The sequence below is a fragment of the Streptomyces sp. NPDC058701 genome (assembly GCF_042715295.1).
Taxonomy (GTDB): Bacteria; Actinomycetota; Actinomycetes; order Streptomycetales; family Streptomycetaceae; genus Streptomyces.
Genome location: NZ_JBHXSY010000003.1, coordinates 311,947 through 336,525, shown reverse-complemented (window position 1 = coordinate 336,525; position 24,579 = coordinate 311,947). Strand labels below are relative to the sequence as shown.

General features: G+C 71.8%; 17 protein-coding genes. 8 read left to right on the top strand and 9 right to left on the bottom strand.

Annotated elements, in window-relative coordinates; genetic code table 11:
- Positions 1-483: 483 nt before the first annotated feature.
- Together ACFWW8_RS04940 and ACFWW8_RS04935 are read right to left on the bottom strand one after the other, a co-directional pair.
- Positions 484-1,374: an aminoglycoside phosphotransferase family protein gene (locus ACFWW8_RS04940; protein ID WP_386523738.1), complete on the bottom strand. Its 891-nt coding sequence runs from the start codon at positions 1,372-1,374 to the stop codon at positions 484-486.
- 673 nt (positions 1,375-2,047) lie between these two features.
- A complete protein-coding gene (locus ACFWW8_RS04935; RefSeq protein ID WP_386523692.1) occupies positions 2,048-2,836 on the bottom strand; it encodes a BTAD domain-containing putative transcriptional regulator in 789 nt (262 codons plus the stop codon).
- 538 nt (positions 2,837-3,374) lie between these two features.
- On the opposite strand from ACFWW8_RS04935, the gene ACFWW8_RS04930 reads away from it, so the two are divergent.
- Together ACFWW8_RS04930 and ACFWW8_RS04925 are read left to right on the top strand one after the other, a co-directional pair.
- Complete coding sequence (locus ACFWW8_RS04930; protein WP_386523690.1) at positions 3,375-4,928, top strand: M28 family peptidase; 1,554 nt, start codon at positions 3,375-3,377, stop codon at positions 4,926-4,928.
- Between the two features lie 408 nt (positions 4,929-5,336).
- The gene (locus ACFWW8_RS04925) at positions 5,337-6,554 is read left to right on the top strand and encodes an FAD-dependent monooxygenase (RefSeq protein ID WP_386523687.1); all 1,218 of its coding nucleotides are present in this window, start codon (positions 5,337-5,339) and stop codon (positions 6,552-6,554) included.
- A gap of 373 nt (positions 6,555-6,927) precedes the next feature.
- On the opposite strand, the gene ACFWW8_RS04920 is transcribed toward ACFWW8_RS04925, so the two are convergent.
- The 5 genes from ACFWW8_RS04920 to xylB all read right to left on the bottom strand — a co-directional run bounded on the left by ACFWW8_RS04920 (position 6,928) and on the right by xylB (position 11,605).
- Positions 6,928-7,359 carry a nuclear transport factor 2 family protein gene (locus ACFWW8_RS04920; protein WP_386523684.1) on the bottom strand — a complete coding sequence of 144 codons (432 nt, stop codon included), beginning with the start codon at positions 7,357-7,359 and terminating at the stop codon, positions 6,928-6,930.
- Positions 7,360-7,450: 91 nt separating this feature from the next.
- Positions 7,451-8,158, bottom strand: coding sequence for a helix-turn-helix transcriptional regulator (locus ACFWW8_RS04915; RefSeq protein ID WP_386523682.1), 708 nt, complete (start codon positions 8,156-8,158; stop codon positions 7,451-7,453).
- Between the two features lie 86 nt (positions 8,159-8,244).
- On the bottom strand, positions 8,245-8,652 hold the full coding sequence (locus ACFWW8_RS04910) for an FKBP-type peptidyl-prolyl cis-trans isomerase (RefSeq protein ID WP_386523679.1): 408 nt from the start codon (positions 8,650-8,652) through the stop codon (positions 8,245-8,247).
- Positions 8,653-8,841: 189 nt separating this feature from the next.
- Positions 8,842-10,026 carry an ROK family protein gene (locus ACFWW8_RS04905; protein WP_386523677.1) on the bottom strand — a complete coding sequence of 395 codons (1,185 nt, stop codon included), beginning with the start codon at positions 10,024-10,026 and terminating at the stop codon, positions 8,842-8,844.
- Positions 10,019-11,605, bottom strand: a complete 1,587-nt coding sequence (gene xylB, locus ACFWW8_RS04900; protein WP_386523674.1) for a xylulokinase — start codon at positions 11,603-11,605, stop codon at positions 10,019-10,021. Before xylB ends, ACFWW8_RS04905 begins: the two co-directional genes overlap by 8 nt.
- 88 nt (positions 11,606-11,693) lie before the next feature.
- Between xylB and xylA the strand changes: the two genes are divergently transcribed.
- Positions 11,694-12,866 carry a xylose isomerase gene (gene xylA, locus ACFWW8_RS04895; protein WP_386523672.1) on the top strand — a complete coding sequence of 391 codons (1,173 nt, stop codon included), beginning with the start codon at positions 11,694-11,696 and terminating at the stop codon, positions 12,864-12,866.
- A gap of 96 nt (positions 12,867-12,962) precedes the next feature.
- Here xylA and ACFWW8_RS04890 read toward each other — a convergent pair whose 3' ends face one another.
- Both ACFWW8_RS04890 and ACFWW8_RS04885 read right to left on the bottom strand, forming a co-directional pair.
- Positions 12,963-14,714 carry a ThuA domain-containing protein gene (locus ACFWW8_RS04890; RefSeq protein WP_386523669.1) on the bottom strand — a complete coding sequence of 584 codons (1,752 nt, stop codon included), beginning with the start codon at positions 14,712-14,714 and terminating at the stop codon, positions 12,963-12,965.
- A gap of 17 nt (positions 14,715-14,731) precedes the next feature.
- Positions 14,732-17,578 carry a PQQ-dependent sugar dehydrogenase gene (locus ACFWW8_RS04885; protein WP_386523666.1) on the bottom strand — a complete coding sequence of 949 codons (2,847 nt, stop codon included), beginning with the start codon at positions 17,576-17,578 and terminating at the stop codon, positions 14,732-14,734.
- Between the two features lie 427 nt (positions 17,579-18,005).
- Between ACFWW8_RS04885 and ACFWW8_RS04880 the strand changes: the two genes are divergently transcribed.
- The 5 genes from ACFWW8_RS04880 to ACFWW8_RS04860 all read left to right on the top strand — a co-directional run bounded on the left by ACFWW8_RS04880 (position 18,006) and on the right by ACFWW8_RS04860 (position 24,571).
- Entirely contained in the window at positions 18,006-19,187 is a 1,182-nt protein-coding gene (locus ACFWW8_RS04880; protein ID WP_386523735.1) for an ROK family protein, read from the top strand.
- A 232-nt stretch (positions 19,188-19,419) separates the two neighbouring features.
- The gene (locus ACFWW8_RS04875) at positions 19,420-20,943 is read left to right on the top strand and encodes a sugar ABC transporter ATP-binding protein (RefSeq protein ID WP_386523664.1); all 1,524 of its coding nucleotides are present in this window, start codon (positions 19,420-19,422) and stop codon (positions 20,941-20,943) included.
- A complete protein-coding gene (locus tag ACFWW8_RS04870) occupies positions 20,940-21,971 on the top strand; it encodes an ABC transporter permease (RefSeq protein ID WP_386523661.1) in 1,032 nt (343 codons plus the stop codon). The genes ACFWW8_RS04875 and ACFWW8_RS04870 overlap by 4 nt, the downstream gene beginning before the upstream one ends.
- Before the next feature lie 176 nt (positions 21,972-22,147).
- Positions 22,148-23,194 (top strand): substrate-binding domain-containing protein, encoded by a 1,047-nt coding sequence (locus ACFWW8_RS04865; RefSeq protein ID WP_386523658.1) that lies wholly within the window; start codon positions 22,148-22,150, stop codon positions 23,192-23,194.
- Positions 23,195-23,332: 138 nt separating this feature from the next.
- Positions 23,333-24,571 (top strand): Gfo/Idh/MocA family protein, encoded by a 1,239-nt coding sequence (locus tag ACFWW8_RS04860; RefSeq protein ID WP_386523656.1) that lies wholly within the window; start codon positions 23,333-23,335, stop codon positions 24,569-24,571.
- Positions 24,572-24,579: the final 8 nt, after the last annotated feature.

Below are 24,579 nucleotides of genomic sequence, written 5' to 3'. Positions count from 1 at the left end.
GGACCCACTCCTTCTTCCGCCAAACCCCGTTCATGGGGGGGTGCGGGGGCCCCCCCTCCAGTTGCTCCTCGGGCGGCCGGGGGGGGGCCGCCGGGCCGGGCCACTGCTGCGTTGTCGGTGGGATTGCACTGCGTTCCGGCGGGTCCGGGGTGGAGCGGTTCGCAGAGGTCCCGCCCGCGCGCCCGCCGACGGCCCGCCCCCCCCGGACCAGCCCGTTGCGGATGCAGACTGGGCAAGTGACGTGCCCTGGGGTGACCCGTCCGAGCCCCGCTGACCGGCGCTCACGCATGTCTGGATATCGCCATGGGTGGGTTGCTGCTGCACGGCGCTTGTCGACCCGATGCCGGTGCAGGCCGTGGAGTGGGTGCCGACGCTTGTGCGCGATCTTGCATTTGAGCACAAGATCGACGGTTCTCCAGACACGTAGATGTGTCTCATCGTGGTCGAGCCGCTGGTGACCTGTCTCAGCGGAGTGACCTGTCATCACTCCATCGACTCCAGAATGCGGTCGAGTGTCCGGCGTCCCATTCTGCTCATCGTCGGATTGCTCTCGACGTAGTACCAGACAAGACCCATCGCCTGTTCGAACGCCCATGCCTTGCCCCGCTCCCACTCCAGAGCGTCACAGACCAGTTTCCGCCGGAGCACTTCCCGCGGGCCCGTCTGCAACAGGTGCCAGGCACTGACCAGATCCAGCGCAGGGTCGGCCGGGCCGAAACCGCCGGTGTCGAGCACACCGCTGAGCCGGCCTCCCGCGACCAGCACATTGCCGGGAATCAAGTCACCATGGCTCATCACGTCGGCACCCGTGCGTGGCAACTCCCGCACATGACTCCACACCTGGCGCAGCCGGGGCACATCGAGCAGCCCCTCACTCTCCTCGAAGCACTTCGCCATCCAATCGTCGTGGTGAGCGAGAACCCCGCCACGATTTTCGCCGCTGAAAAGCCGCCCCCTCGTCTCGGCCTCCCGCAGGGCTGCGATGAAGGCCGCAAGGTCCTCGGCAAAAGCGTCCGACCCACTCGGGTCGGCATCAGAGGCGACCGTCCCCGGCAGCCATGTCTGGACCGACCACGGCATGGGGTAGCCCGCTCCAGGCTTTCCCAAGGCGACGGGCTCCGGAGCGGGAAACCGAGACACCTGCGCCAGCTCCGCGCTCGCCCGGGCTTCCTGTTCCAGAACCGCCAGCGCCTCCGCAGCGTCGGCCCTACGCAGTGGGAAACGCGCAGAGAGGTCGTTCCCGATACGGAAGACGGCGTTGACCGTCCCGGTCGACGACATGAGTCGGATCGCCTTGCCGCTCCACTGAGGGAACTGTTCTCGGATCAAGGTCGCAACGATCCCGGCGGTCACGTCCACTTGGTCATCGTGCATGGTCAACCCCCGCAAGTTCTTCCACCGGTCCCACTCGAAACGCCGGAAGCAGACCAGATCAACTGAGACGAAACCCAGTATTCAGACGCCAGGGGCCAGATCAACTGAGATTCTCGACCCCCAGGTGGGTCAACCGTTCTGACAGGACTACCGGGCGCCGAGCCGGCCTGATCAGGCCGTACCGCAGCAGCTTCACCACCCGGTCACAGCTCGGCCACCGTCACCCCGTGCCGTCGCCGGCTGGATCCTCCGGCGCCCCGAGACCCCTCCCTGAGATCGACCCCCTTCGGCTCGAGGCCGTCCTGGTCCACTGCCCCGAACTCGACGCCGTCACCACTCACGTCCGGTCCTTCGCCCAGATGCTCACCGAGCGCCAGGGCGAACGGCTGCCCCAGTGGCTCGACGGCGTCCGACGCGACGGCCTCCCGAGCCGCCACACCCTGGCCGCAGGCATCGAACGTGACCGCAATGCCCTGATCGCCGGGCCCCCCTGCCCTGGAACTCCGGCGTCGCCGAAGGACACGTCAACCGGATCAAGAGGCTCAGACGCCAGATGCGAGGCCGCGCCGACTTCGTTCTCCCCGTGGAGAGGGGCTCCGTCGTACCCGGGCCGGAGGCCCGGGCACGGGCGTACGGAGGCGGCCGCCCCCGGGCCGTCTCCCTCGCCCCGGCGTCAGCCGTCGAGCGCGGCGGGCCGGAGCACCACCGCGGGGCGGCAACGGTCGTGCCGGGCGTTGTCCGGACGGGCCCCGCTCAGCAGGGTCTGCTGAGCGGTGCGCAGGCCCGGCCCGGGCTCGATGCCGGTGTTCTCCACCACGGTGCGCCGGGCGCGGGCGTAGGCGTTCAGCGCTTCGGCCCGGCGCCCCGCGGTGGCCAGGGCGAGCATCAACTGCTCGTGGAAGTCCTCGCGGAGGGGGTGGCGCGCGCAGAGTTCCTCCAGTTCCCCGACGACCTCGCGCGCCCGGCCCGTGCAGATGTCCGCTCCGATCCGGTCGTGCACCAGGGCCAGCCGTTCTTCTTCCAGGCGCACCGTGTAGTGCGCGGGAAGGGACGCCTGGCCGAGCTCTCCGGGCGAGGTGCCGCGCCAGAGGTCCAGGGCTTGATGAAACGATTTTGCAGAGGAGGTGCAGTCACCCGCGGCCCGCTGGTCCCGTCCGAGCCCGGCCAGCGCGCGGAACCGGTCGAGATCCAGGTCGCCCGGTCGTACGCGCAGCAGGTAGCCGTTCCCGGCGGTGAGCAGCAGCGGATGCCGCCGCGCGTCCCCGCCACCGCGGCTGTGCGCGGGGTCCAGGACGCGCCGCAGTCCCGACACGTACATCTGGACGGCGGCCACGGCCGACGGCGGCGGGCGGTCGTCCCACAGCTCGCCGATCAGCGTGCAGATCGGGAAGCGCCGGTTGGCGTGGAGCAGCAGCAGTGTGAGCAGGGCGCGCCGCTTGAGGGACGTGGGGGTGCAGAGCACCCCCGCCCGGTGGACCTCCAGGGGGCCCAGGATCCGGTAGGTCGGCCCGTCCGCCGCTGTCGGTTCGCTCTCCGCTTCCCCGGGCGCGGCCGGTGGCCCGGGGGCGGTCCCCGTGCGCCCGGGCGAGGAGCCGGAGGCGGTCCCCGTACAGCCGGGTAAGGAAGGGTCTGCCGAGGATCTTTCGGTTCTGGCCAGCACGATCTGACACCCCCGCGTAACCGGCGCGCCCTCGGGCGCGCTGTCCTGTCGGTCGGCACGCGGTAGGGCCTACCGGCGCTCACGTCATGGATACGGGATCGATGGAGAGAGTGTCATGGGCTCGAACAAGCCAAGTTCACCATCGGTGAGTTGTCACCGGAGTGTCGTCCCCCCTTACCGCTCCCGTCCAAACTCAGCCAAACATCCGGTCACCCGGACCGACTCGGGACTTCGCCTTGGCAGGGGGCCGCCCCAGGGTTAGCGTCACTCGATCTCCTCCCGCCGAGCGCGTTCTTCCCGACCGTCGATCCATCCGTCGACCTGCTGTGAGAGGACCTCCATGCCCGCACGTCGCATCGCGGCGGCGGCTGCCACCCTGGCCGCCGCCCTGCTCGTTTCCCCCCTCCTGCTCGCCGGGCCCGCCACCGCGGGAGCGGACGACCCGGGCCGGGCCGGCCGGGGCGACGCACTGGCGGCGAAGCTCGTCAGGGAGGCGACGGCCAAGGACGCCTTCCGCCACCTGAGGACCTTCCAGGCGGCAGCCGACTACAACGGCGGCAACCGGGTGGCGAGTTCCCGGGGCCACGAGCAGTCGGCCGCCTACGTGGAAGCCGTGCTCAGAACCGCCGGCTACGGGGTCTCCCGGCAGGCGTTCGACTTCGTCTACACCGACGACATCGCCGAGACCCTCACGGTGCTCTCGCCCACGCCGCGGGACATCACGGTCCAGCTGATGGCCTATACCGCCAAGGGCCCCGAGGGCGGTGTGACCGCAGACGTGGCCGTCGTCCCCGTCGACGCCGACGCCACCCACGGCTGTGAGCCCGCCGACTTCGCCGAGGGCGCGTTCACCGGCCGGATCGCCCTGATCAAGCGCGGCGGCTGCTCCTTCGCCGTCAAGCAGGCCAACGCCCACGCCGCCGGCGCGCTCGGCGCCGTCGTGTACAACAACACCACGGGCAAGATCAACGGCACGATCGGCGACGCGGCCCTCGCGAAGATCCCCACCGGCGGCATCAGCCAGGAGGACGGCGAGGCGCTGGCCGCCGAGGCCGCCGCCGGTCCGGTCACGGTCACCCTCGACATCCACGAACTGCGCGAGAACCGACGGACCTTCAACGTGCTCGCGGAGACCCGCGGCGGCGACGCGGCCGACACCGTCCTCATCGGCTCCCACCTGGACTCGCTCCACGACAGCCCGGGCATCAACGACAACGGCTCGGGCTCGGCCGGCATCCTCCAGGTCGCGATCAGGCTGGCCACCTCCCAGGACAAGATCAAGAACAAGGTCAGGTTCGCCTGGTGGTCGGCCGAGGAGTTCGGCGTGCTGGGCTCGCAGGCGTACCTCACCGCCCTGTCGGAGGAACAGAAGGGGCGGATCAAGCTCTACCTGAACTTCGACACGATCGCCTCCCCGAACGCCGCCTACTTCGTCAACGACGGCGACGACTCGGACGGCGTCGGCGCCGGCCCCGGCCCCGAGGGCTCCGCCCAGCTGGAGAAGGGCATCACGGACTTCCTCGGCTCGAAGGGGATCCCGTACGAGGGAACCGACTTCACCGGCCTCTCGGACTACGCCCCGTTCCTCGCGGCCGGCATCCCGTCCGGCGGCACCTTCGCCGGCGCCGACGGCATCAAGACCGAGTCCCAGGCCGCCAGGTTCGGCGGCCGGGCCGGTGTCGCGTACGACGTGAACCACCACACGGCCGGCGACGACCTCACCAACATCGACATGCGGGCGCTCGACGTCAACATCGACGTCATCGCCGACGCGGTGGGCCACTACGCGCACGACCTCGGCCCGCTCGCCCGGCCCGCGGGCGCGGCGCGTACGGACGCTGCCCGGGCAGGCGCCGCCGGCCCGCACGCCGTCCAAGGACCTGTGACGGGGTAGCGGCCGCCCCGGGGCGCGGCTGCGGTCGCGGGATCCTCAGGCAGGCGTGCGGTCCCGGGCGCGGTGTTCCGTCGGGCGGATCCCACGGGCCCCGGGCAGCGCGAACCACTCGCTCAGGCCCGTGAGGAGCAGGAAATCCAGCAGGCGGTTGAGGACGACCCGCCGTCCCGGGCGCGTCCCGCGCACTACGCCCTGGCCGCTACCGGCTGCTCCAGCCGGTAGCCCGGGCGGCCGCGGACCGGGGTCCGCCGCCGTGCCGGCCGGCCGCTTCGGCGGACCCGGCCGGGGTATCCGTACAGGGTCTTCCCACGCCTTCCCACGCTTCCCGGCACCCGGGGCAGGGCGGGCAGGGGGGCAGCGGGCAGGGGACCGCCCCGCCCGATCGCACCGCTTCGTCGAAGGGCCGCCATGCGGACACCCACTGTTCTGATCTCCGGAGCGAGCATCGCCGGACCCGCGCTGGCCTACTGGCTCACCACGTACGGGTGGCGGACCACGGTCGTCGAACGCTTCGGCGCGCTCCGCGAGGACGGCCAGAACATCGACGTGCGCGGCGCGGGCCGCGAGGTCGCCCGCCGCATGGGCATCGAGGACGCCGTCCGCGCCGCCTCGACCGGGGAGACCGGTACCGAGTTCGTCGACGCTGCAGGCACTCCGCTCGCCCGCTTCGCAGCCGGAACGTCCGACTCCGGCGGCGCCACGGCCGAGCTGGAGATCCTGCGGGGCCAGCTGTCCCGGATCCTCGTCGACCGTACCCGTGACGCGACCGAGTACGTCTTCGGCAACGTGATCACGGCCCTCGACGACGACGAGGAGGACGGGGTCACGGTCACCTTCGCCGACGGAACGCGGCGCGTCTTCGACCTGGTGGTCGTGGCCGAGGGCCTCCGCTCCCGCACCCGATCGCTGATCTTCCCCGACATCGGTTCCGACGCCGTGCGCGAACTCGGCTTCTACACCGCCTACCTCACCATTCCCCGCACGGCCGGCGACACCGACCTCTGGCGGTGGCACAGCGCCGGGCGTGGACGCAGCATCACCCTGCGCCCGGACAACCTCGGCACCATCCGGGCCACGCTCGCCTTCCTGTCCGACGTCCGCGGCCTCGACGAGATCGACCGCGCCGGCATGGTCAGGGTCCTGCGCCGCACCTTCGCCGACGTCGGCTGGGCGGCGCCCCGCGTGCTCGCCGCCCTCGACGACGCCCCGCTCTACTTCGACGCCGTGGGCCAGGCCCGCATGCCGTCCTGGAGCAGCGGGCGGACGGCGCTCCTCGGGGACGCGGCCTACTGCGCGTCCCCGATCAGCGGAATGGGGACGAGCCTCGCCCTGACCGGCGCCTACGTCCTCGCGGGCGAGCTCGCCGCCCACCCGCACCGCACGGCGTTCGCCCGGTACGAGGCGCTCATGCGCCCCTACGTCGACCAGGCCCAGAAACTCCCGCCCGGCACCCCCCGCATCGCCAACCCCCGCAGCCGCGCCGGGCTCGCCGCGATGAACACCGTCCTGAAGCTGGCCGGCAGCCCGGCCGCCGCGCACCTGGGCGGCCTGGTATCCCGGCTGTTCACCCCACCCGCCGACGCGATCGTCCTCCCGTCCTACCCCCTCCACCCTTCCACCGGCTGAACCCCTCGCCCGAACACGGGGTCCCCCGAATCCGGCCGGTACGACGCATTGCCGCTGCACTGGTCGGCACCGTCATCGCCGCGGCCTTCGGCGCCGCGGGCACCGGGGGCGTCGACTGGATCGAGGGAGCTCGTCCAGGTCGCCCTCGCCGCCGCGGGAGTCGCGGCGTTCGAACGCGTCACGGGCCGCTGAGTCCGGCCGTCGGCTGTCGGCCGTCGCGTGCCCCGGCCCCCGATCCAGGGCCGGGGCGCAAGGGGGCGGGCCCGGACGCCGAAACCCCGCCGAAGCGCGCTCCGGCGGGGAGGCCGGACACGGGGCAGCCGGCCGGACCCTGCGGTGCCGGACCCTGCGGTGCCGGCCTCTGCGGTGCCGGTCAGGCGGCGAAGCGGCGGTTGCCGGTGAGCGACCACACCGCGGAGATCCGGCCGTCCGTGACCGCGAACATGTCGATGCCGCTCTTGACGATGATGTCGCCGTCGCCGGCGGCGTGGCTCTCGATCCACCGGCAGGCCATCTCGCCGCGCTCGGTGTCGATGAGCGGAGCGGCGTCGGCGGCGAACGTCAGGCCGGTGAGCGCCTGGCTGTTGTTGGAGATGAACGCCGTCAGTTCTGCCCGGCCGAACGTCTTGGCGGAGCCGGTGCCGTCGAAGTCGTCCGCGAAGTGCAGCCGGAAGTCGGGGGAGAGGATCTGCTCCGCGGGGGCGATGTCTCCGTTCCAGAGCGCCGTCCAGCCTTCCACGAGCCGGGTGCCGGCCTCCCGGGTCAGCGGCGCGGAGTCGGTGGCGGGGATCGTCGTCACAGACATGGTTGCCTTCCGTGGTTCGGGTTCGTGGTCACCCAGCCTCCGGGCCGCGGGCGACAACCCCCTGTCGGTGTTTAACCCTCCCGACGGCGGCTCAAGCGAAACCATAGAGTTCGTCAAGCGCGACGAACGCGCTGCCCAGCGACTGCAGTTCGGACAGGTCCACCGGACGCGGATCCACCGTTTCCTCCAGGGCCCGCGCCGCGCGAACGCGATCGAGGCGGAAACCCCGCACCGCGGAGCTCCGGCGGCACCAGCCGATGAGGTACCAGTGCTCGCCTCCGAGGAAGCCCAGGGGTTCGACGGTGCGTTCGGTGGTCTCGTCTTGCGCGTCGGCGTAACGCAGCTGCAGCAGACGGCGGTTCGAGAGCGCCTCGCGCAAGGTGTGCGGGAGGGCGGAGGGCCGGGCGGGCTTCACGGCGAGCCGCACGCGGGCGGCGAGCTCGCGCGCGGCCTGGAGTTCGCGCTGTGGCATCACGGCGAGCACCTTGTACAGCGCCGACCGGGCGTCCGCGTCGAACGGTGTCCCCGACAGCCCGTGCAGGGCAACGGCCAGCGCCGCCGCCTCGGCCGGCGTGACGGCCAGGGGCGGCAGCGTGTGCTCCTTGTCCACGACGTACCCGCCGCTGCGGCCCGGTTCGGCGTACAGCGGTACACCGGACTGCTGCAGGGCGCTGAGGTCGCGCTCGACCGTGCGGGTGCTGACACCGAAGCGCTCGGCGAGCCACCGGGCGCTGCGCGGCCGGGGCGAGACCGCACGCAGCTCCTCCACGAGGGCGTACAGACGCTCGGTACGGTTCACAGCCAGGACCGTAGCCGATGCCCGGGACCCCACGACGGTGGATCCGCCCGGTGAGTCCGGACATCCGGACCTGTGGGCGGTCGGGGTCACCAGGCTCTGCTCCACCCGGCTGTGCTGGAGAACGAGTCGAGCAGGTCCACCACGAAGACCAGCGTCGAGCCCGCCGGGATCAACGGCGAGGGCGACTGCTTGCCGTAGCCGAGACGCGGGGGAACGATGATCTCGCGCCGACCGCCGACCCTCATCCCCCTCACCCCCCGGTCCCACCCCTTGATGACCTTGCCGCTGCCCAGGGCGAACTTGTACGGCTGGCCCCGGTCCCAGGAGGCATCGAACTCCTTCCCGGACTCGAAGGTCACCCCGACATAGTGGACCTTGACCACCATGCCCGCCTTCACCTCGGCCCCGTCCCCGACGACCAGGTCCCGGATGGTCAGCTCGGTGGGAGCGTCACCCTCAGGAACGTCGACCTCGGGCTTCGTCAGTTCACTCATCGCCGCCTCGTCACTCTTCGCCGGAAGCCCTCGCACGGACCGGCCGGACGCATGGACAGTCCATGCAGCAGAGGGTCACGCTACCCATCACTCCCTCGAGCTCGTCGCACTGCCCTTCGGCGCCGATCAGCAGCGTGGCGACCCCGTACAGCACCAGGCCTGACCCAGCGCGGATCCGGTGACGGACCATCACCCGTGCGCGTAGGCCGCCGGGTCGTCCAGCACCGCCCGTGCGACGGAGTGAGCGGCGCCGAGCAGCGGTCCGTCGGAGCCCAGCCGGGAGACGATCAGGGCGGGTCCGGCGGGTTCCGCGGTGCGGCGCGTCAACTCCCTTTCCAGGGACGGCAGCAGCCAGGGCGCCAGCCGCGACAGAGACCCGCCGAGGACCACGGCCTGCGGGTCGAGCAGGTTCACCGCACCCGCGAGCGCGATGCCGAGGGCGCCGCCGGCGCCGCGCAGGGCTCTCCGGACCGTCGGATCGCCGCGGTCCGCGTGCTCGGCGAGGACGGAGACCGGGCGCCGGCCTCCGTCGGCCGTCAGCCCGGCGGCGCGCAGGACGGCCTCCTCGCCGGCGTACCGCTCCAGGCAGCCACGCCCGCCGCAGGGACAGCGCGGGCCCTCGGGCCGGACGGGTACATGTCCGAGCTCCCCGGCAAACCCGTGGGTACCGCGCAGCAGGCGGCCCTCGACCACCACGGCCGCGCCGATGCCGATCTCGGCGGAGACGTGGATGAAGTCCTTGGGCGCGGGCTCGCCGCCCAGCCACAGCTCGGCGAGTGCGCCCAGGTTCGCCTCGTTGTCGACGCTGAGCGGCAAGCCGTGCGGCAGGACGGCGCCGAGGTCGATGTCGGACCAGCCCAGGTTCGGTGCGCGGACGACGGTCCGGGTGCCCCGGGCCACCAGACCCGGCACGGCCACCGCGAGCCCGGCGGGACGCAACCCCGAGGCGCCGACCGTCTCCGTCACCTTCCGTACGAGTCCGGCCAGTTCCTCCAGGACCGGACCGGGCGGGCGCCCCCGGTTGGCGCACTCGGCCGATATGCGCGCGCGTACCGCTCCGCGCAGGTCCACCGCGCACACCGCCAGGTGGTCCACGCCGACCTCGGCGCCGATGCCGACCGGGCCGCGCTCGCCGAGGGCGAGGGCGCTACCGGGCCGGCCCGCCGCACCGGACCGCTGCGCCGTGCCGGTCTCGGCCAACAGCCCGCCCCGGACCAGTTCGTCCACCAGGGAGGACACCGCGGTGCGGGTCAGTCCGATCCGGCCGGCGACGGTGGCCCGGGAGAGCGGACCCCGCGTGGCGACCGTGTGCATGACCAGGGAGAGGTTCCGCCGGCGGATGTCCTGCTGGGTATGGGGGAGCGAGTCACCCATCGGTGGCCTCCCGGGTCGACGCGGGCGGGACCGGCTGTGTGTCCGGTTCCCGGGGCGGTGGTGTGCCCGGCCGCCGGGACGGGTCCGTGCCGGGCCGTTGGAAGAGGGCGTCGCCGTCGGTGAGTACGGAGTTCAACCGGTCGAGCGCCTCGTGGTCCGCCGGAAGCGGCGCGAGGACCTCGCCGCGGGTGGTGCCCCAGCGGCGCGCCACCGCGGCCGGATCCTCCCCGGTCAGCAGTCCTGCCGCCTGCGCGGCCGCCCCCAGCGCCACCAGTTCCCGCGCGTCGGGCACCTGCACGGCCCGCCCCGACAGCCTGCGCACCGTGTTCCGCCAGGCGGCGCCACGGGCCCCGCCCCCGATGAGCAGCAGCGGGGCCGCGGGGCCGGCGCCGCCGTCGTGCGCGACGCCGTTCGCGGTGCCGCCGTCCCGGGGGGTGTCGCCCGTCACCCGGTCGAGGGCTGTGAGCAGGGAGTACACCGCCCCGTCGTAGGCGGCCTGGAGCACCTGCCCCGGGGAGGTGTCGTGGCGCAGCCCGTACAGCAGTCCCGACGCGTGCGGCGCGTGCGGTGTCCGCTCGCCGTTCAGGAACGGCAGCACGACCACGCCGCCGCCTCCCTCCACGGCCTCGCGGTCCCGGCCGAGCAGGGCGGCGAACCGGTCCACCGCGAGGGTGCAGTTGAGGGTGCAGGTCAGCGGAAGCCAGTCACCGCGGGCGTCGGCGAAGCCGGCCACGGTGCCCGTAGGGTCGGCGGGCCGGCGCGCGGCTACGGCGAAGGCGGTACCGGACGTGCCCAGGCTCAGCACCGGCGGGCCGCCCGGGCGCAGGCCCAGTCCCAGCGCGGCGGCCGCGTTGTCGCCGGTGCCGGCGGCGACCAGGATGCCTTCGGCCAACGGCAGTTCCGTGGTGATCCGCAGCGTTCCGGCCGCTTCGCCCGGACGGATCACCTCGGGCAGGAGCGCGGGGGAGAGGCCCGCCAGTTCGAGCACCTCTTCGTCGTACGCCTCGGTCGACGCCGCCCACCAGCCGGTGCCGGAGGCATCCGCCCGGTCGGTGGTGCCGCGTCCGGTGAGCCGCTCGGTGAGGTAGTCGTGCGGCAGCCGGACGGCCGTCGTCGCACGGGCGGCCTCCGGCTCGTGCTCGGCCAGCCACGCCCACTTCGCCACGGTGAAGGCCGGACCGGGCACGCTGCCGATCCGCTCCGCCCAGGCCGTCGGCCCGCCCAGTCGCCCGATCAGCCACTCGCTCTGACGGGCGGAGCGCACATCGTTCCACAGCAGCGCCGGGCGGACCGGCCGGCCCGCCCGGTCCAGGGTGACCAGCCCGTGCTGCTGGCCCGCGATCGAGATCGCGGCCGCCCGTCCCGCCGGCGGGCCGCAGGCGCGCAGCGCCGCGCACAGCGCGTCCCACCACTGCCCGGGATCGCTTTCCCGCCCCGCGCCGCCGGTCACCGTGTGCGGTGCCGTGCCGCTCGCCACGACCGCGCCGCTGGCGGCGTCGACGACCAGCGCCTTGGTGGACTGGGTGGAGCTGTCCACGCCGACGACCAGCGGCCCCTCGACTCCGTCGGGCAGTGACATCGGCTCTCCGTCCGTGCGGGCTCTTCCCTTGCGACACCCCCCGATACTAATTTGTCATGAGCCCTTACGAAACAGGCGAGGAGCAGCCATGAATTATGCGCCGACCCCCGAGGACCGGTTCAGCTTCGGTCTGTGGACCGTGGGATGGCAGGGCCGGGACCCGTTCGGCGACGCCACCCGGCCCGCCCTCGATCCCGTGGACACCGTGCGGCACCTTGCCGAACTGGGTGCGTACGGGGTGACGTTCCACGACGACGACCTGATCCCGCCCGGCGCCGACGAGGCCGAGCGCCAGTCGCACGTCAAGCGTTTCCGGGCGGCACTGGACGCGACCGGCCTGGTGGTGCCGATGGCCACCACGAACCTGTTCACCCATCCGGTGTTCAAGGACGGAGCCTTCACCGCGAACGACCGCGACGTGCGCCGGTACGCGCTGCGCAAGACGATGCGCAACATCGACCTCGCGGCCGAACTGGGCGCGGAGGTGTACGTGGCATGGGGCGGCCGGGAGGGGGCGGAGTCCGGCGCGGCCAAGGACGTGCGGGCGGCCCTGGACCGGCTGAAGGAGGCCTTCGACCTGCTGGGCGAGTACGTCCACGGGCAGGGGTACGGCCTGCGCTTCGCCATCGAGCCCAAGCCGAACGAGCCGCGCGGGGACATCCTGCTGCCCACCGTCGGTCACGCCCTGGCCTTCATCGAACGGCTGGAGCGGCCCGAGCTGTTCGGCGTCAATCCGGAGACGGGCCACGAGCAGATGGCGGGCCTGAACTTTCCGCACGGGATCGCGCAGGCGCTGTGGGCGGGCAAGCTCTTCCACATCGACCTCAACGGCCAGAACGGCATCAAGTACGACCAGGACCTGCGGTTCGGCGCCGGGGACCTGCGGTCCGCCTTCTGGCTCGTCGACCTGCTCGAGACGGCCGGGTACGCCGGCCCCAGGCACTTCGACTTCAAGCCGCCGCGCACGGAGGGCTCGGACGGAGTGTGGGCCTCGGCGGCCGGCTGCATGCGCAACTACCTGATCCTCAAGGAGCGCGCCGCCGCCTTCCGCGCCGACCCCGAGGTCCGGGCCGCGCTCCTGGCCTCCCGGCTGGACGAACTGACCCGCCCCACACTGGACGAGGGTGAGACGGCGGCCGGCCTGCTCGCTGATCGCGGCGCGTTCGAGGACTTCGACGTCGACCGGGCCGCGGCACGCGGGATGGCCTTCGAACGCCTCGACCAGCTCGCCATGGACCACCTGCTGGCGGCACGGGACTGACCGGCGGAGCCCGGTGCGCGGGACGGGACTCCCGCCCGGACGGCCGTAGGGCCGCTGCGATCATCCGCAACGGCCCCACGGCCAGGTGTCGGACGGTCAGGGCAGGGCCCATTTCTGGTTGGGGCCGGTGTGGCAGGTCCACAGGTGGACCGGGGTTCCGTCGTTCCAGGTTCCTCCGGAGGCGTCCAGGCACTTGGCGGACTGCGGGTTGCGGACCGTGCCGTCGGGCTGGACGGCCCACTTCTGCGCACCGGTACCGTTGCAGGTCCACAGCTGGACCTTCGTTCCGTCGGCGCTGCCGCCACCCGACACGTCCAGGCACTTGCCGAGCGCGCGCACCGTTCCGTCGTCGGAGTGCGTCCACCTCTGGGCGCCGGAACCGTTGCACGACCAGACCTGCACCCGCGTCCCGTCGGCGCTGTTCGCACCGTCGACGTCCAGGCACTTGGCGTTGACGCCCTTCACCTCACCCGTGCGGGGGCCGGGCTCCTGCCCACCGCCCTGCTTGATCCGGACGTTGCGGAAGGCCACCTCGTCGCCTTCCCCGTGGTTCTGGATGCCCACGTGGCCCTGGCGCAGGCTCCGGGCCGGGTCGGTGTTGGTGAAGTCGTTGATCCTCCTCCCGTTCAGGAAGACCTCCAGGCGTTCGCCGGTCACCCGCAGCTCGTAGGTGTTCCACTCTCCCGGCGGATTCAGCGCGGCGTCGCGGGCGGCGATGTCGGCGGACCGGAAGCCGTAGACGGATCCCGTGGTGCGATCGGCGGAGTCGGTGGCGTCGATCTGGACCTCGTAGCCGTTGTTCACCGCGGACCACGGGTCGTCGGACGCCGGAAAGCCCACGAACAGGCCGGAGTTGTCGTCCGCGGTGGCCTTCCAGTCGATCTTGAGGGAGTAGTCGCCGGTGAACTCCCGCGCGGAGTACCAGAGCATGCCCAACCCGCCCCGGGAGACGAGGCTGCCGTCCACCAGGTCGAAGCCACCCGGCTCCGCCTGCTTCCAGCCGGCGGTGGAAGAGCCGTCGAAGAGGGCCGTGTAACCGGACTCCGGCCGGCAGTCCGCCTCGGTCATGCCGGCGGCCCAACGGATTCCACCGAGCAGGTGCCGGAGGAAGGCGGGCTCGGTGTAGGACTCGTCGGTGTGGCCGCCACCGGTATAGAAGGCCCGGCCACCCCGGTAGTCCTTGCACCAGGCGATCGGGTGGTCTCCCGCCATGTTCCCGCCCGCGTAGCTGGACTCGTCGAGGGAGGCCAGGACATGGGCACCCGTGCGCGGGTTGGTGCGGTAGTTGTACCACTCGTCGGTGCGCTGCCAGGTGGATCCCAGATGTGCGGTGGCGTCGTGCGCACGGTCCTCCACCCGGACGGTGGCGGACTGGACGGCGGGGTGGGAATGGAAGAGCGCCCCGGCCAGGCCCTCGTAGAAGGGCCAGTCGTACTCGGTGTCGGCCGCGGCGTGGAGGCCGACGTATCCGCCGCCGCCCTGGACGTACTGCTCGAAGGCGGTCTGCTGGGCGGTGTTCAGCACGTCGCCCGTCGTCGACAGGAAGACCACGGTCCGGTACTTCGCGAGGTTGGCGGTGGTGAAGGCCTCGGCGTCCTCGGTGGCGTCCACGGTGAAGTTGTTCGCCGTGCCGAGGCCGCGGAGGGCCGCGACGCCGTCGTCGATCGACGAGTGCCGGAAACCGGCCGTCTTGGAGAAGACGAGGACCCGGTACGCCGGATCTGCCGCCGCGCGCTGCTGCACGGCGGGGGAATGGCCCGGGGGGACGGGCAGGGCTGTGGCCTGGGGCGCCAGGCCGAGCGCGGCGCCGGCGAACAGGCCGACGAGTGCTCTGAGGTGGGTACGCATGAACGGACGCCTCCTTCCTACGGCAGGGTCCACTTCTGGTTGGGGCCGGTGTGGCAGGTCCACAGGTGGACCGGGGTTCCGTCGTTCCAGGTTCCTCCGGAGGCGTCCAGGCACTTGGCGGACTGCGGGTTGCGGACCGTGCCGTCGGGCTGGACGGCCCACTTCTGCGCACCGGTGCCGTTGCAGGTCCACAGCTGGACCTTCGTTCCGTCGGCGCTGCCGCCACCCGACACGTCCAGGCACTTGCCGAGCGCGCGTAGCGTGCCGTCCGAGGGAACCGTCCACGCCTGGGCAGCGGATCCGTTGCACGTCCAGATCTGCGCCTGCGTCCCGTCGGCCGTGCCGGCGTCGTCGATGTCCAGGCACTTCCCGTTGACCCCCGTCACTTCACCGGGACCGGTACCGCTGGGGGAGGTGGTGAAGGAGAACTCGTCGATGTCGAACAGCGAACCGCTGCCCCCCTTGAAGACGAGGTAGAGCGTCGTCGAGCCGGCGGGCCGGTTGCCGAGCGTGGCCGTGACGTCCTGGAAGGTCTCCCAGCCGCCCGTGACCGGCACGACGGCCGTGCCGAGCAGCGTGCCGGCCGGGGATCCGGCGCGCACCTCGATCGTGCCGCCCGTGCCCGCCGAGGAGACCCGCGCGGTGAAGCGCGTCACCTTGTCGAGCGCGTACGGACTGAAGGAGATCCAGTCGCCGTTCTCGATGTAGCCGACGGTCTTGCCGCCGTGCGCCGGCGCGTGGGTGACCACCTGGACACCGGCGGAGGCGCCGTAGTGCTCGGCCTGCCGGTGGGTCGGCTGGGTGACGTGCTGGTCGTGCGAGGTGAGCGCGGGCTGGCCGTTCGCGCCCTTGTCGGTGTACTCGGCGTCGATGACGCCGAAGATGTTCGCGTTGGGGTCGTGCTCGCCGTCCGCCAGGGTCCGGAGCGTGCCGGAGCAGCCGGTGGCCGAGGTCTGCGGATGGCCGTGGCTGTCGTGCCCGACGACGAAGGTGACCTTCACCCTGGAGCAGTCGACGGCGCCGTCCTCCGGGTCGGTGACCGTCACCTTGAAGGGGATCGCAGCGCCGAAGTCGTAGATGCTCCCGGTCACGGGCAGCTCCAGCTTCACCGTGGGAGCGGTGTTCCCGACCGTGATCTGCACCGATGCCGTCGCTGATTTTCCGGTGGGGTCCGTGACCTTCAGCGTGGCCGTGTACTGGCCGTTGGAGGTGTAGGTGTGGGAAGGGTTGGCGGCGGTGGAGGTGGCGCCGTCACCGAAGGTCCAGGTGTAGCCGAGGGCGCCGCCGTCCGGGTCGGTGCTGCCCGCCGAGGAGAACGAGACGGGCAGGGGTGCCGTGCCGGAGGTGACGGTGGCCTTGGCCTGCGCGGTCGGTGCGAGACCGTCCGTAACGTGTTCGATGCGGTACAGGGCCGAGTTCTCGTCGCCGTTGAAATAGCCGGTGCCGTAGTCGAGGACGTACAGGGCGCCGTCGGGGCCGAAGGCCATGTCCATCACCTGGGTGCCGCTCCAGGCGACCGGCTCGATGGCCTGCACGGTGCCGGTGCCGTCGGACTCGATCCGCTTGATCCAGCGGCGGCCGAACTCGCCGGCGAAGTAGTCACCGTCGTACTCCTGCGGGAACTTCACCCCGGAGGTCGAAGCGGCGTCGTAGCGGTACACCGGGCCGCCCATCGGGGACTCCGAGCCGTTGCCGAACTCCGGTACGGATCCGCCGTCGTAGGGGATCCAGGCGGGCCTGGCCGGGGGCAGATCGGTCAGGCCCGTGTTGTTCGGCGAGCTGTTCCTGGGAGCTGCGCAGTCGAAGGCGGAGCCCGAGGTGCCGTTGGCGAAGTTGTAGTCGACGTAGGCGTCGTTGTCACCGGTGCAGTACGGCCAGCCGTAGTTGCCCGCCTGGGAGATCCGGTTGAACTCCACCTGGCCGCCGGGGCCGCGCGAGGGGCTGGCGCTGCCGGCGTCGGGGCCGTAGTCGCCGAGGTACACGATTCCCGTGGCCCTGTCGACGCTCATCCGGAAGGGGTTGCGGAAACCCATCGCGTAGATCTCGGGACGGGTCTTCGCGGTGCCGGGCGGGAAGAGGTTGCCACTCGGAATCGAGTACGACCCATCGGCGTTGACCTTGATCCGCAGCACCTTGCCGCGCAGGTCGTTGGTGTTGCCGGCGGAACGCTGGGCGTCGTAGGCGGGGTTGCGGGAGGGACGCTCGTCGATCGGGGTGTAGCTGTCCGAGGCGAACGGGTTGGTGTCGTCGCCCGAAGACAGGTACAGGTTGCCGGCCGCGTCGAAGTCGATGTCGCCGCCGACGTGGCAGCACAGACCACGGGAGGCGGGCACGTCGAGGATCTTCTTCTCGCTCGCGAGATCCAGGGTGCCGTCGGTCTTCAGGACGAACCGGGCGAGCCGGTTGACGCCGTCGTACGGGGCGAAGTCGGCGGCCGTGCCGTCTGCCGGGGCATCGCCGCCCGGGGTGGAGAGTCGCGGCGCGTAGTAGAGGTAGATGTAGCGGTTGGTCGCGAAGCCGGGGTCGGCCGCGACGCCCTGAAGACCTTCCTCGTCGTGGCTGTACACCTCGACCTTGCCGGCCACGGTGGTGTTTCCCGCCGCATCCGTCCTGCGCAGGGTGCCGTCGCGCGAGGTGTGCAGGACCGAGCGGTCGGGAAGCACCGCGAGTGTCATGGGCTCGCCCATCTCGGCGACCCCCTTGGCCAGGGTGACCTGCTGGAAGTCGTATGGGGCCGACGCGCGTGACGCGCCGCTCCCGTGCGTGGGTGCCGCGGAGGCCGGCGGCACCGGAAGGAGACAGCCGATGGCGCAGGCCATGGCGGTCAGTAGGAAGCGGACGCGTCTGTGTCCGGGCGGGCTCATGCGCACAGAGCTCTCCTGAAGTAAGAGGGGGTGGCGGCAGCCTCAAGGGGCCACCGTGCGTATCCAGGGGCGTGCGCCGTCACGCCGTCAGGACCGGTCGTCAGCTCCAACGCCGGGCTGTTCCAGGGAAGTTAGCGGGCTTCGTCGGAGTCCGTAACCCGGTGCGCGCATGTTCTCCCGCCTTTCTCCATCCACGGGACAAAGCCGTCTTCGGAGCGCGGTGGACGACGGGGCTCCGCCGTGCCGGGCGGCGGCGCGACGGTCTTTGTCCTCACTCCGGTGAAAGTCGAACGGAACCGTGCGCAAGTTCTTCCGCGCCGGAGGGAGTGCTGCTACGTTCCCTCGAAAGCACGGGCGCACAGCGCGAGTTGGCGGCTCGGGCCCCAGTAGGGGAACCACCAGTGCAGAGGAGGGACACGTGCGACGCATGACGGCCCGGCCCGGCAACGCACATCAGGCACGACTGCTCCGACTCCTGCGGGACGGCGGGCCCAGCTCGCGTGCGGAGCTGGGTGATCGGGTCGACCTCTCGCGATCCAAGCTCGCGGTCGAAGTCGAACGGCTCCTGGAGACGGGACTCGTGGTCGCGGACGGTCTCGCGGCGTCACGTGGCGGCCGTCGCTCGCACAACATCCGTCTGACGCCGACCCTGCGCTTCCTGGCCGTGGACATCGGCGCCACCTCCATCGACGTCGCGGTGACCAACGCCGAGTTGGAGATCCTGGGGCACCTCAACCATTCCATGGACGTACGCGAAGGACCCGTCGCGGTCTTCGAGCAGGTTCTGTCGATGACCGCCAAACTCAAGGCGTCCGGTCCGGCCGACGGCCTGGACGGTGCGGGCATCGGGGTACCGGGCCCGGTCCGCTTTCCCGAGGGCGTCCCGGTAGCTCCTCCGATCATGCCCGGGTGGGACGGGTTCCCCGTCAGGGAGGCACTCAGCCAGGAACTGGGCTGCCCCGTGATGGTCGACAACGACGCGAACCTGATGGCCATGGGGGAGCAGCACACGGGTGTGGCCCGGTCCGTGAGCGATTTCCTCTACGTCAAGATCGGCACCGGAATCGGCTGCGGCATCATCGCCGGAGGGAACGTCCACCGTGGTCCGACGGGCAGCGCCGGTGACATCGGGCACATCCAGGTCGATCCGGAGGGCCGGGTGTGCGGCTGCGGCAACAGGGGTTGCCTGGAAGCCCACTTCAGCGGCGCGGCGCTCGCACGCGACGCCGAGGACGCTGCGCGCGGCGGGCGTTCGCCCGAACTCGCCGCACGGCTGGAGGCCGCCGGGAAGCTGACGGCGGAGGACGTCTCCGCGGCGGCTGTCGCGGGCGACGCCGCGGCGCTGGACCTGATCAGGGCGGGCGGTGACCGGGTCGGTCAGGTCATCGCGGGCCTCGTGAGCTTTTTCAACCCGGGGATGGTCGTGATCGGGGGAGGGGTGACGGGACTCGGGCACACGCTCCTGGCGAGCGTGCGCACCCAGGTGTACCGGCGCTCCCTTCCACTGGCGACCAGGAACCTGCCGATCGTCCTGGGCGAGCTGGGCTCGACCGCCGGTGTGATCGGCGCGGCACGTCTCATCAGCGACCACCTGTTCTCGCCCGCCTGACCCGGGCCGGCCGGCACGCACGGCGCCGAGTCCGGCACCGCCCCACGACCCGCGCCACCGGTTTGCCCGGCGGGTGGCGTCCCACGGGGTGGAGCATGCCGCCGGAGCGCCCCCGGCGACGTGCCCGCTCCCGAACCGCGTGCGTCCCGGCGCACCCGGCCACCGCTCCCGCCCCCGTGCCGCCCCGCTCGCCCTGCCCGCTCACGGCCCCGCACCCAGCCGAGGAATCGTCATGGCACCCGAACCGCCCCTGCTCACCATGTCGGGCATCACCAAGTCCTTCCCCGGCGTCCGGGCCCTCGACGGCGTGGACCTGGAGGTCCGCGCCGGAGACGTCCACTGCGTCCTGGGACAGAACGGCGCCGGCAAGTCCACCCTGATCAAGATCCTCGCCGGCGTGCACCAGCCGGACGCGGGGCAGATTGCCTGGCGCGGCGAGAAGGTGTCGCTGAGCTCCCCGATCGCGGCCATGCGCCTGGGAATCGCCACCATCTACCAGGAACTCGACCTGGTCGAGGGGCTTTCCGTGGCCGAGAACATCTTCCTCGGCCACGAGCCCACCACCGCCCGCCTCTTCGTCCGCACGCGCGCCGCCCGAACCGGGGCCGCCGAGCTGCTCGGACGGCTCGGCCACGGTGAGATCGACCCCGCCCGTCCGGCCGGTGAGCTCTCCGCCGCCCAGCAGCAGATCGTTTCCATGGCCCGCGCGCTCTCCCACGAGGTACGGCTCATCGTCATGGACGAGCCTTCCGCGGCCCTCGATCCCGAGGAGGTCGACTCCCTGTTCAGGACCGTCCGTGACCTGACCGAAGAGGGCGTCGCCGTCATATACATCTCCCACCGCCTCGAGGAGATCCGCCGCATCGGGGACCGCGTCACCGTCCTCAAGGACGGCCGGACCGTCGCGGGCGGACTGCCCGCCGAGTCCACCTCCACCGACACGGTCGTGACGCTGATGACCGGCCGCGACGTCGAGCACGTCTTTCCGCCGCGCACCCAGCGATCCGGCCCCACCACGGCCGAGCCCGTCCTGCGCGTCGAAGGACTGTCCCGGCAGGGCGAGTTCGGCCCCCTCGACCTGGAAGTGCGGCCCGGCGAGATCGTGGGACTCGCCGGGCTCGTCGGGTCGGGACGCAGTGAGATCCTGGAAACGGTCTACGGCGCGCGCAGGCCCACCGCCGGGCGGGTGATCGTCGACGGCGTCCCCCTGCGGCCGGCGAGTGTCCGCGCCGCGGTCCGCGCCGGCATCGGCCTCGCCCCCGAGGAACGCAAGGCGCAAGGCCTGCTGATGATGGAGTCCGTCACTCGCAACGTCACCGTCTCCACGCTCTCCCGCTTCTCCCGCGCCGGCTGGCTCGACCGCCGGCGGGAGCGGGCCGCGGCTCAGCGGGCCACCCGCGAACTGTCCCTGCGACCCGACAACCCCGACACCCCGGTCCGGACCCTGTCCGGCGGAAACCAACAGAAGGCGGTGCTCGCCCGCTGGCTGTTGCGCGGCTGCAGAATCCTGCTGCTGGACGAACCGACCCGCGGGGTGGACGTCGGCGCCCGCGCCGAACTGTACGCCGTCATACGGCGACTGGCCGACGACGGCCTCGCCGTCCTGCTCGTATCCAGCGAGGTACCCGAAGTCCTCGGCCTCGCCGACCGCGTACTGGTACTTCGTGAGGGCAGCGTCGTGCACACCTGCGATGCCCGGGACCTCGACGAACACCGCGTGCTCGATCTCGTGATGGAAGGAAGCCCGACGGCATGACGCAGTCAGCCACTCCGGCGGGGCAGGAGGCGCCCGTCGCGCCCGCCCCGCCCGCGCCGGACCGGAAGTCCGCGGCGCACCGACCCCTCGGCGTCCGCCCGGACGTGCGCAACCTGTCCCTGCTCGGCGTCCTCGCCGCCCTCGTCGCCGTCGGAGGCGTCACCCGGCCCGAGGCGTTCCTCGCCATGAGCAACCTGCAACTCGTCCTGACGCAGGCCTCCATCATCGGCGTGGTCACCGTCGGCATGACCTTCGTCATCACCGGCGGTGGCATCGACCTGTCGGTGGGGGCGATCGTGGCCCTGGCATCGGTCTGGGCCACCACGGTGGCCACCCAGGAGTACGGGTTCGCCGGCATCCTCTTCACCGCCATCGCCGTGGGGGTCGGCTGCGGACTGGTGAACGGACTCCTCGTCGCGTACGGCGGCATGGTCCCCTTCATCGCCACCCTCGCGATGTTCGCCTCCGCCCGTGGCCTCGCCCTCCAGCTCACCGAAGGCAAGACCCAGATCGTCACGGTCGACTCGGTCCTCGACCTCGGGGTGAAGGACGCCTACATCCTCGGCGTACCGCCACTCGCCCTGGTCTTCGCGGCCGTCGCCCTCGTCGGCTGGATCCTGTTCAACCGCACCACCTTCGGCCGCCGAACGGTGGCCGTGGGCGGCAACGCGGAGGCCGCACGACTGGCGGGCATCGACGTACGCCGCCAGCGCCTCCACCTCTATCTCCTGTCCGGACTGTGCTGCGGCATCGCCGCGTTCATGCTGATCGTGCTGGCCGGCTCCGGACAGAACACCAACGGCAACCTCTACGAACTCGACGCCATCGCCGCGGCCATCATCGGCGGCACCCTGCTCAGCGGCGGCCGCGGCACCATCGTCGGCTCGGTGCTCGGCGTCCTGGTCTTCACCACGATCACCAACATCTTCGCCCTGAACAACCTGGAGAGCGCCGTCCAGCAGATCGCCAAGGGCGCGATCATCGTCGCCGCGGTCCTCATCCAGCGCCGCACCCTTCGCGACGACTGACCCGGCCGAACGCTGCCGGGGCCGCCGGAGCCCGGCGTCCACCGATCCGTACGGTCCCCGCGCCACGGCCCTCGGCGCCCACATCGCCGTCCGTCCCCGCCCTCGCCCCTCCGCCCCGCCCTCGCCCGGTCCGGTACCTCGCGCCCGGACCGACTAGCCGAAGAGGTAGATCCGCCATGCCCGAAAGCCGTACCCCCAGCCGCAGAGGACTGCTCCTCGCAACCGCCGCCGTCTCCGCCGGAACGCTCCTGACGGCCTGCACCAGCAACGAGCCCAAGAGCAAGGCCGCCGCGCCCCAGAACGCCCCCGGGGCCACCGACAAGCCGGGAAAGGCCATCACCATCGGCTTCGCCGGACCGCAGGCCGACCACGGCTGGCTCAATGCCATCAACCAGAACGCCAAGGACCGTGCGAAGACGTACGCCGACGTCACTTTGGAGATCACCGAGGGCTCGAACGACACGGCCGCCCAGATCGGCCAGATCCAGACCCTGATCAACAAGAAGGTCGACGTCCTGGTGATCCTGCCCGCCGACGGCAAGGCGCTCACCCAGCTCGGACTGCAGGCCATGGCGGCCGGGATCCCCGTCGTCAACCTGGACCGGGTCTTCGCCTCCCCGCAGTCCTACCGGTGCTGGATCGGGGGCGACAACTACGGAATGGGCCTCAACGCCGGCCGCTACATCGGCGAGAAGCTCAAGGACAAGCCCGACGCCAAGGTCGTGGAACTGGCGGGCCTCGACAACCTGGAACTCACCAGGCAGCGCACCCAGGGCTTCGACGACGCCCTCAAGAACTATCCCAACATCACCAAGGTGGCCCGTCAGGCCGCCGAGTTCACCGTGGAGTCCGGTCAGGCCAAGATGGCCCAGCTGCTACAGGCCCAGCCGGCGTTCGATGCGCTCTGGAACCATGACGACGACCAGGGGATCGGCGCACTGCGCGCCATCGCCCAGGCCGGACGCAAGGACTTCCTCATGGTGGGCGGCGCAGGAGCCCGGTCCGCCATGGACGCCATCAAGGCCGACGACAGCGTGCTGAAGGCCACGGTCCTCTACCCGCCGACCATGGCCGCCTCCGCCATCGACCTGGCCCGCGCCCTCGGACAGGGCCGCGGCATCAGCGGCATGGCTGAGCTGGAGATCCCGTCCTCCGTGACCCTCTACTCGGCCGTGGTGACGAAGGACAACGTCGACGAGTACCTGCCGGTCGGCTTCAACTGACGGTGCGGGAGTCCGCCCGGGCGGACTCCCGCACCCCCCAGGACCGCCGATCCCGACCCGGGCGGGGCCCCCAGCCCTCAGCGCTCCACGGAACCGCCCTTCGCACCGGCCGCGTCCGGTGCCCGCGAGAGGAGACCCATGCAGGACAGGCACAGCGAGACGGCGCCGCCGACGCTCGGCGTCGGTCTGATCGGATACGCGTTCATGGGCGCCGCGCACTCCCAGGGGTGGCGCACCGCGGCCCGCGTGTTCGACCTGCCGCTGCGCCCGGTACTCGCCGCCATGGCCGGCCGCGACCGTACTGCCGTGCGCGCGGCGGCGGACAAACACGGCTGGGCGGCGGCGGAGACCGACTGGCGGGCACTGGTGGCACGCGATGACGTGCACCTCGTCGACATCTGCGTGCCGGGCGACCGGCACGCGGAGATCGCGATCGCGGCGCTCGACGCGGGCAAACACGTGCTGTGCGAGAAGCCGTTGGCCAACACGGTCGCCGAGGCCGAGGCCATGGCGGAGGCCGCCGAGCGGGCCGGGGCGCGCGGCCAGGTGGCCATGGTCGGCTTCAACTACCGCCGGGTACCGGCCATCGCCCATGCCCGACGCCTCATCGCGGAGCGGCGGATCGGCGCCCTGCGCCACGTACGGCTGACGTACCTCCAGGACTGGCTCGTCGATCCCGAGTTCCCCCTGACCTGGCGGCTCGACCGACGGCGCGCCGGCTCCGGCGCACTGGGAGACCTCGGGGCCCACATCGTCGACCTCGCCCAGTTCCTGGCCGGAGAGCCGCTCGTCGGGGTGTCCGCACAGTTGGAGACGTTCGTCAGGGAGCGGCCACTGCCCGCGGGAGCATCGGCCGGGCTGAGCGCGCCCGGCGGCTCCGGGCGGGGACCCGTCACCGTCGACGACGCGGCCGTGTTCACCGGCCGCCTCGCATCCGGGGCGCTCGCGACGTTCGAGGCGAGCCGGATGGCGCCGGGCCGCAAGAACGCCCTCCGCCTGGAAGTGAGCGGTGAACTCGGCTCCATCGCCTTTGACTTGGAACGGCTCAACGAGCTGCTTTACCACGACCACCGTGAACCGGCCGCCATCGCCGGCTTCCGGCGCATCCTGGTCACCGAGCCCGAGCATCCCTACCTGGAGGCGTGGTGGCCGCCGGGCCACGTCCTGGGGTACGAACACACCTTCGCCCACCAGGCGCGCGACCTGGTGGTGTCCATCGCGGCGGGAACGGACCCCGCGCCGTCGTTCGCGGACGGTCTCCAGGTCCAGCGGGTGCTGGCCGCCGTGGAGGAGAGCGCTGCGAAGAACGCCGTCTACACGCCCGTTCCCCTGCTCGCCCCGGCGCCCGGCGCCGGGCGTGCGGGTGCTCGGATCTGACCGAGGAG

Bases quoted from the DNA above. Each gene is read 5' to 3' on its own strand.
- ACFWW8_RS04870 (WP_386523661.1), top strand. From the start codon at position 20,940: ATGACGCAGTCAGCCACTCCGGCGGGGCAGGAGGCGCCCGTCGCGCCC.
- xylB (WP_386523674.1), bottom strand. From the start codon at position 11,605: ATGTCACTGCCCGACGGAGTCGAGGGGCCGCTGGTCGTCGGCGTGGAC.
- ACFWW8_RS04920 (WP_386523684.1), bottom strand. From the start codon at position 7,359: ATGTCTGTGACGACGATCCCCGCCACCGACTCCGCGCCGCTGACCCGG.
- ACFWW8_RS04925 (WP_386523687.1), top strand. From the start codon at position 5,337: ATGCGGACACCCACTGTTCTGATCTCCGGAGCGAGCATCGCCGGACCC.
- ACFWW8_RS04930 (WP_386523690.1), top strand. From the start codon at position 3,375: ATGCCCGCACGTCGCATCGCGGCGGCGGCTGCCACCCTGGCCGCCGCC.
- ACFWW8_RS04940 (WP_386523738.1), bottom strand. From the start codon at position 1,374: ATGCACGATGACCAAGTGGACGTGACCGCCGGGATCGTTGCGACCTTG.
- xylA (WP_386523672.1), top strand. From the start codon at position 11,694: ATGAATTATGCGCCGACCCCCGAGGACCGGTTCAGCTTCGGTCTGTGG.
- ACFWW8_RS04885 (WP_386523666.1), bottom strand. From the start codon at position 17,578: ATGAGCCCGCCCGGACACAGACGCGTCCGCTTCCTACTGACCGCCATG.
- ACFWW8_RS04860 (WP_386523656.1), top strand. From the start codon at position 23,333: ATGCAGGACAGGCACAGCGAGACGGCGCCGCCGACGCTCGGCGTCGGT.
- ACFWW8_RS04905 (WP_386523677.1), bottom strand. From the start codon at position 10,026: ATGGGTGACTCGCTCCCCCATACCCAGCAGGACATCCGCCGGCGGAAC.
- ACFWW8_RS04880 (WP_386523735.1), top strand. From the start codon at position 18,006: ATGACGGCCCGGCCCGGCAACGCACATCAGGCACGACTGCTCCGACTC.
- ACFWW8_RS04865 (WP_386523658.1), top strand. From the start codon at position 22,148: ATGCCCGAAAGCCGTACCCCCAGCCGCAGAGGACTGCTCCTCGCAACC.
- ACFWW8_RS04875 (WP_386523664.1), top strand. From the start codon at position 19,420: ATGGCACCCGAACCGCCCCTGCTCACCATGTCGGGCATCACCAAGTCC.
- ACFWW8_RS04890 (WP_386523669.1), bottom strand. From the start codon at position 14,714: ATGCGTACCCACCTCAGAGCACTCGTCGGCCTGTTCGCCGGCGCCGCG.
- ACFWW8_RS04910 (WP_386523679.1), bottom strand. From the start codon at position 8,652: ATGAGTGAACTGACGAAGCCCGAGGTCGACGTTCCTGAGGGTGACGCT.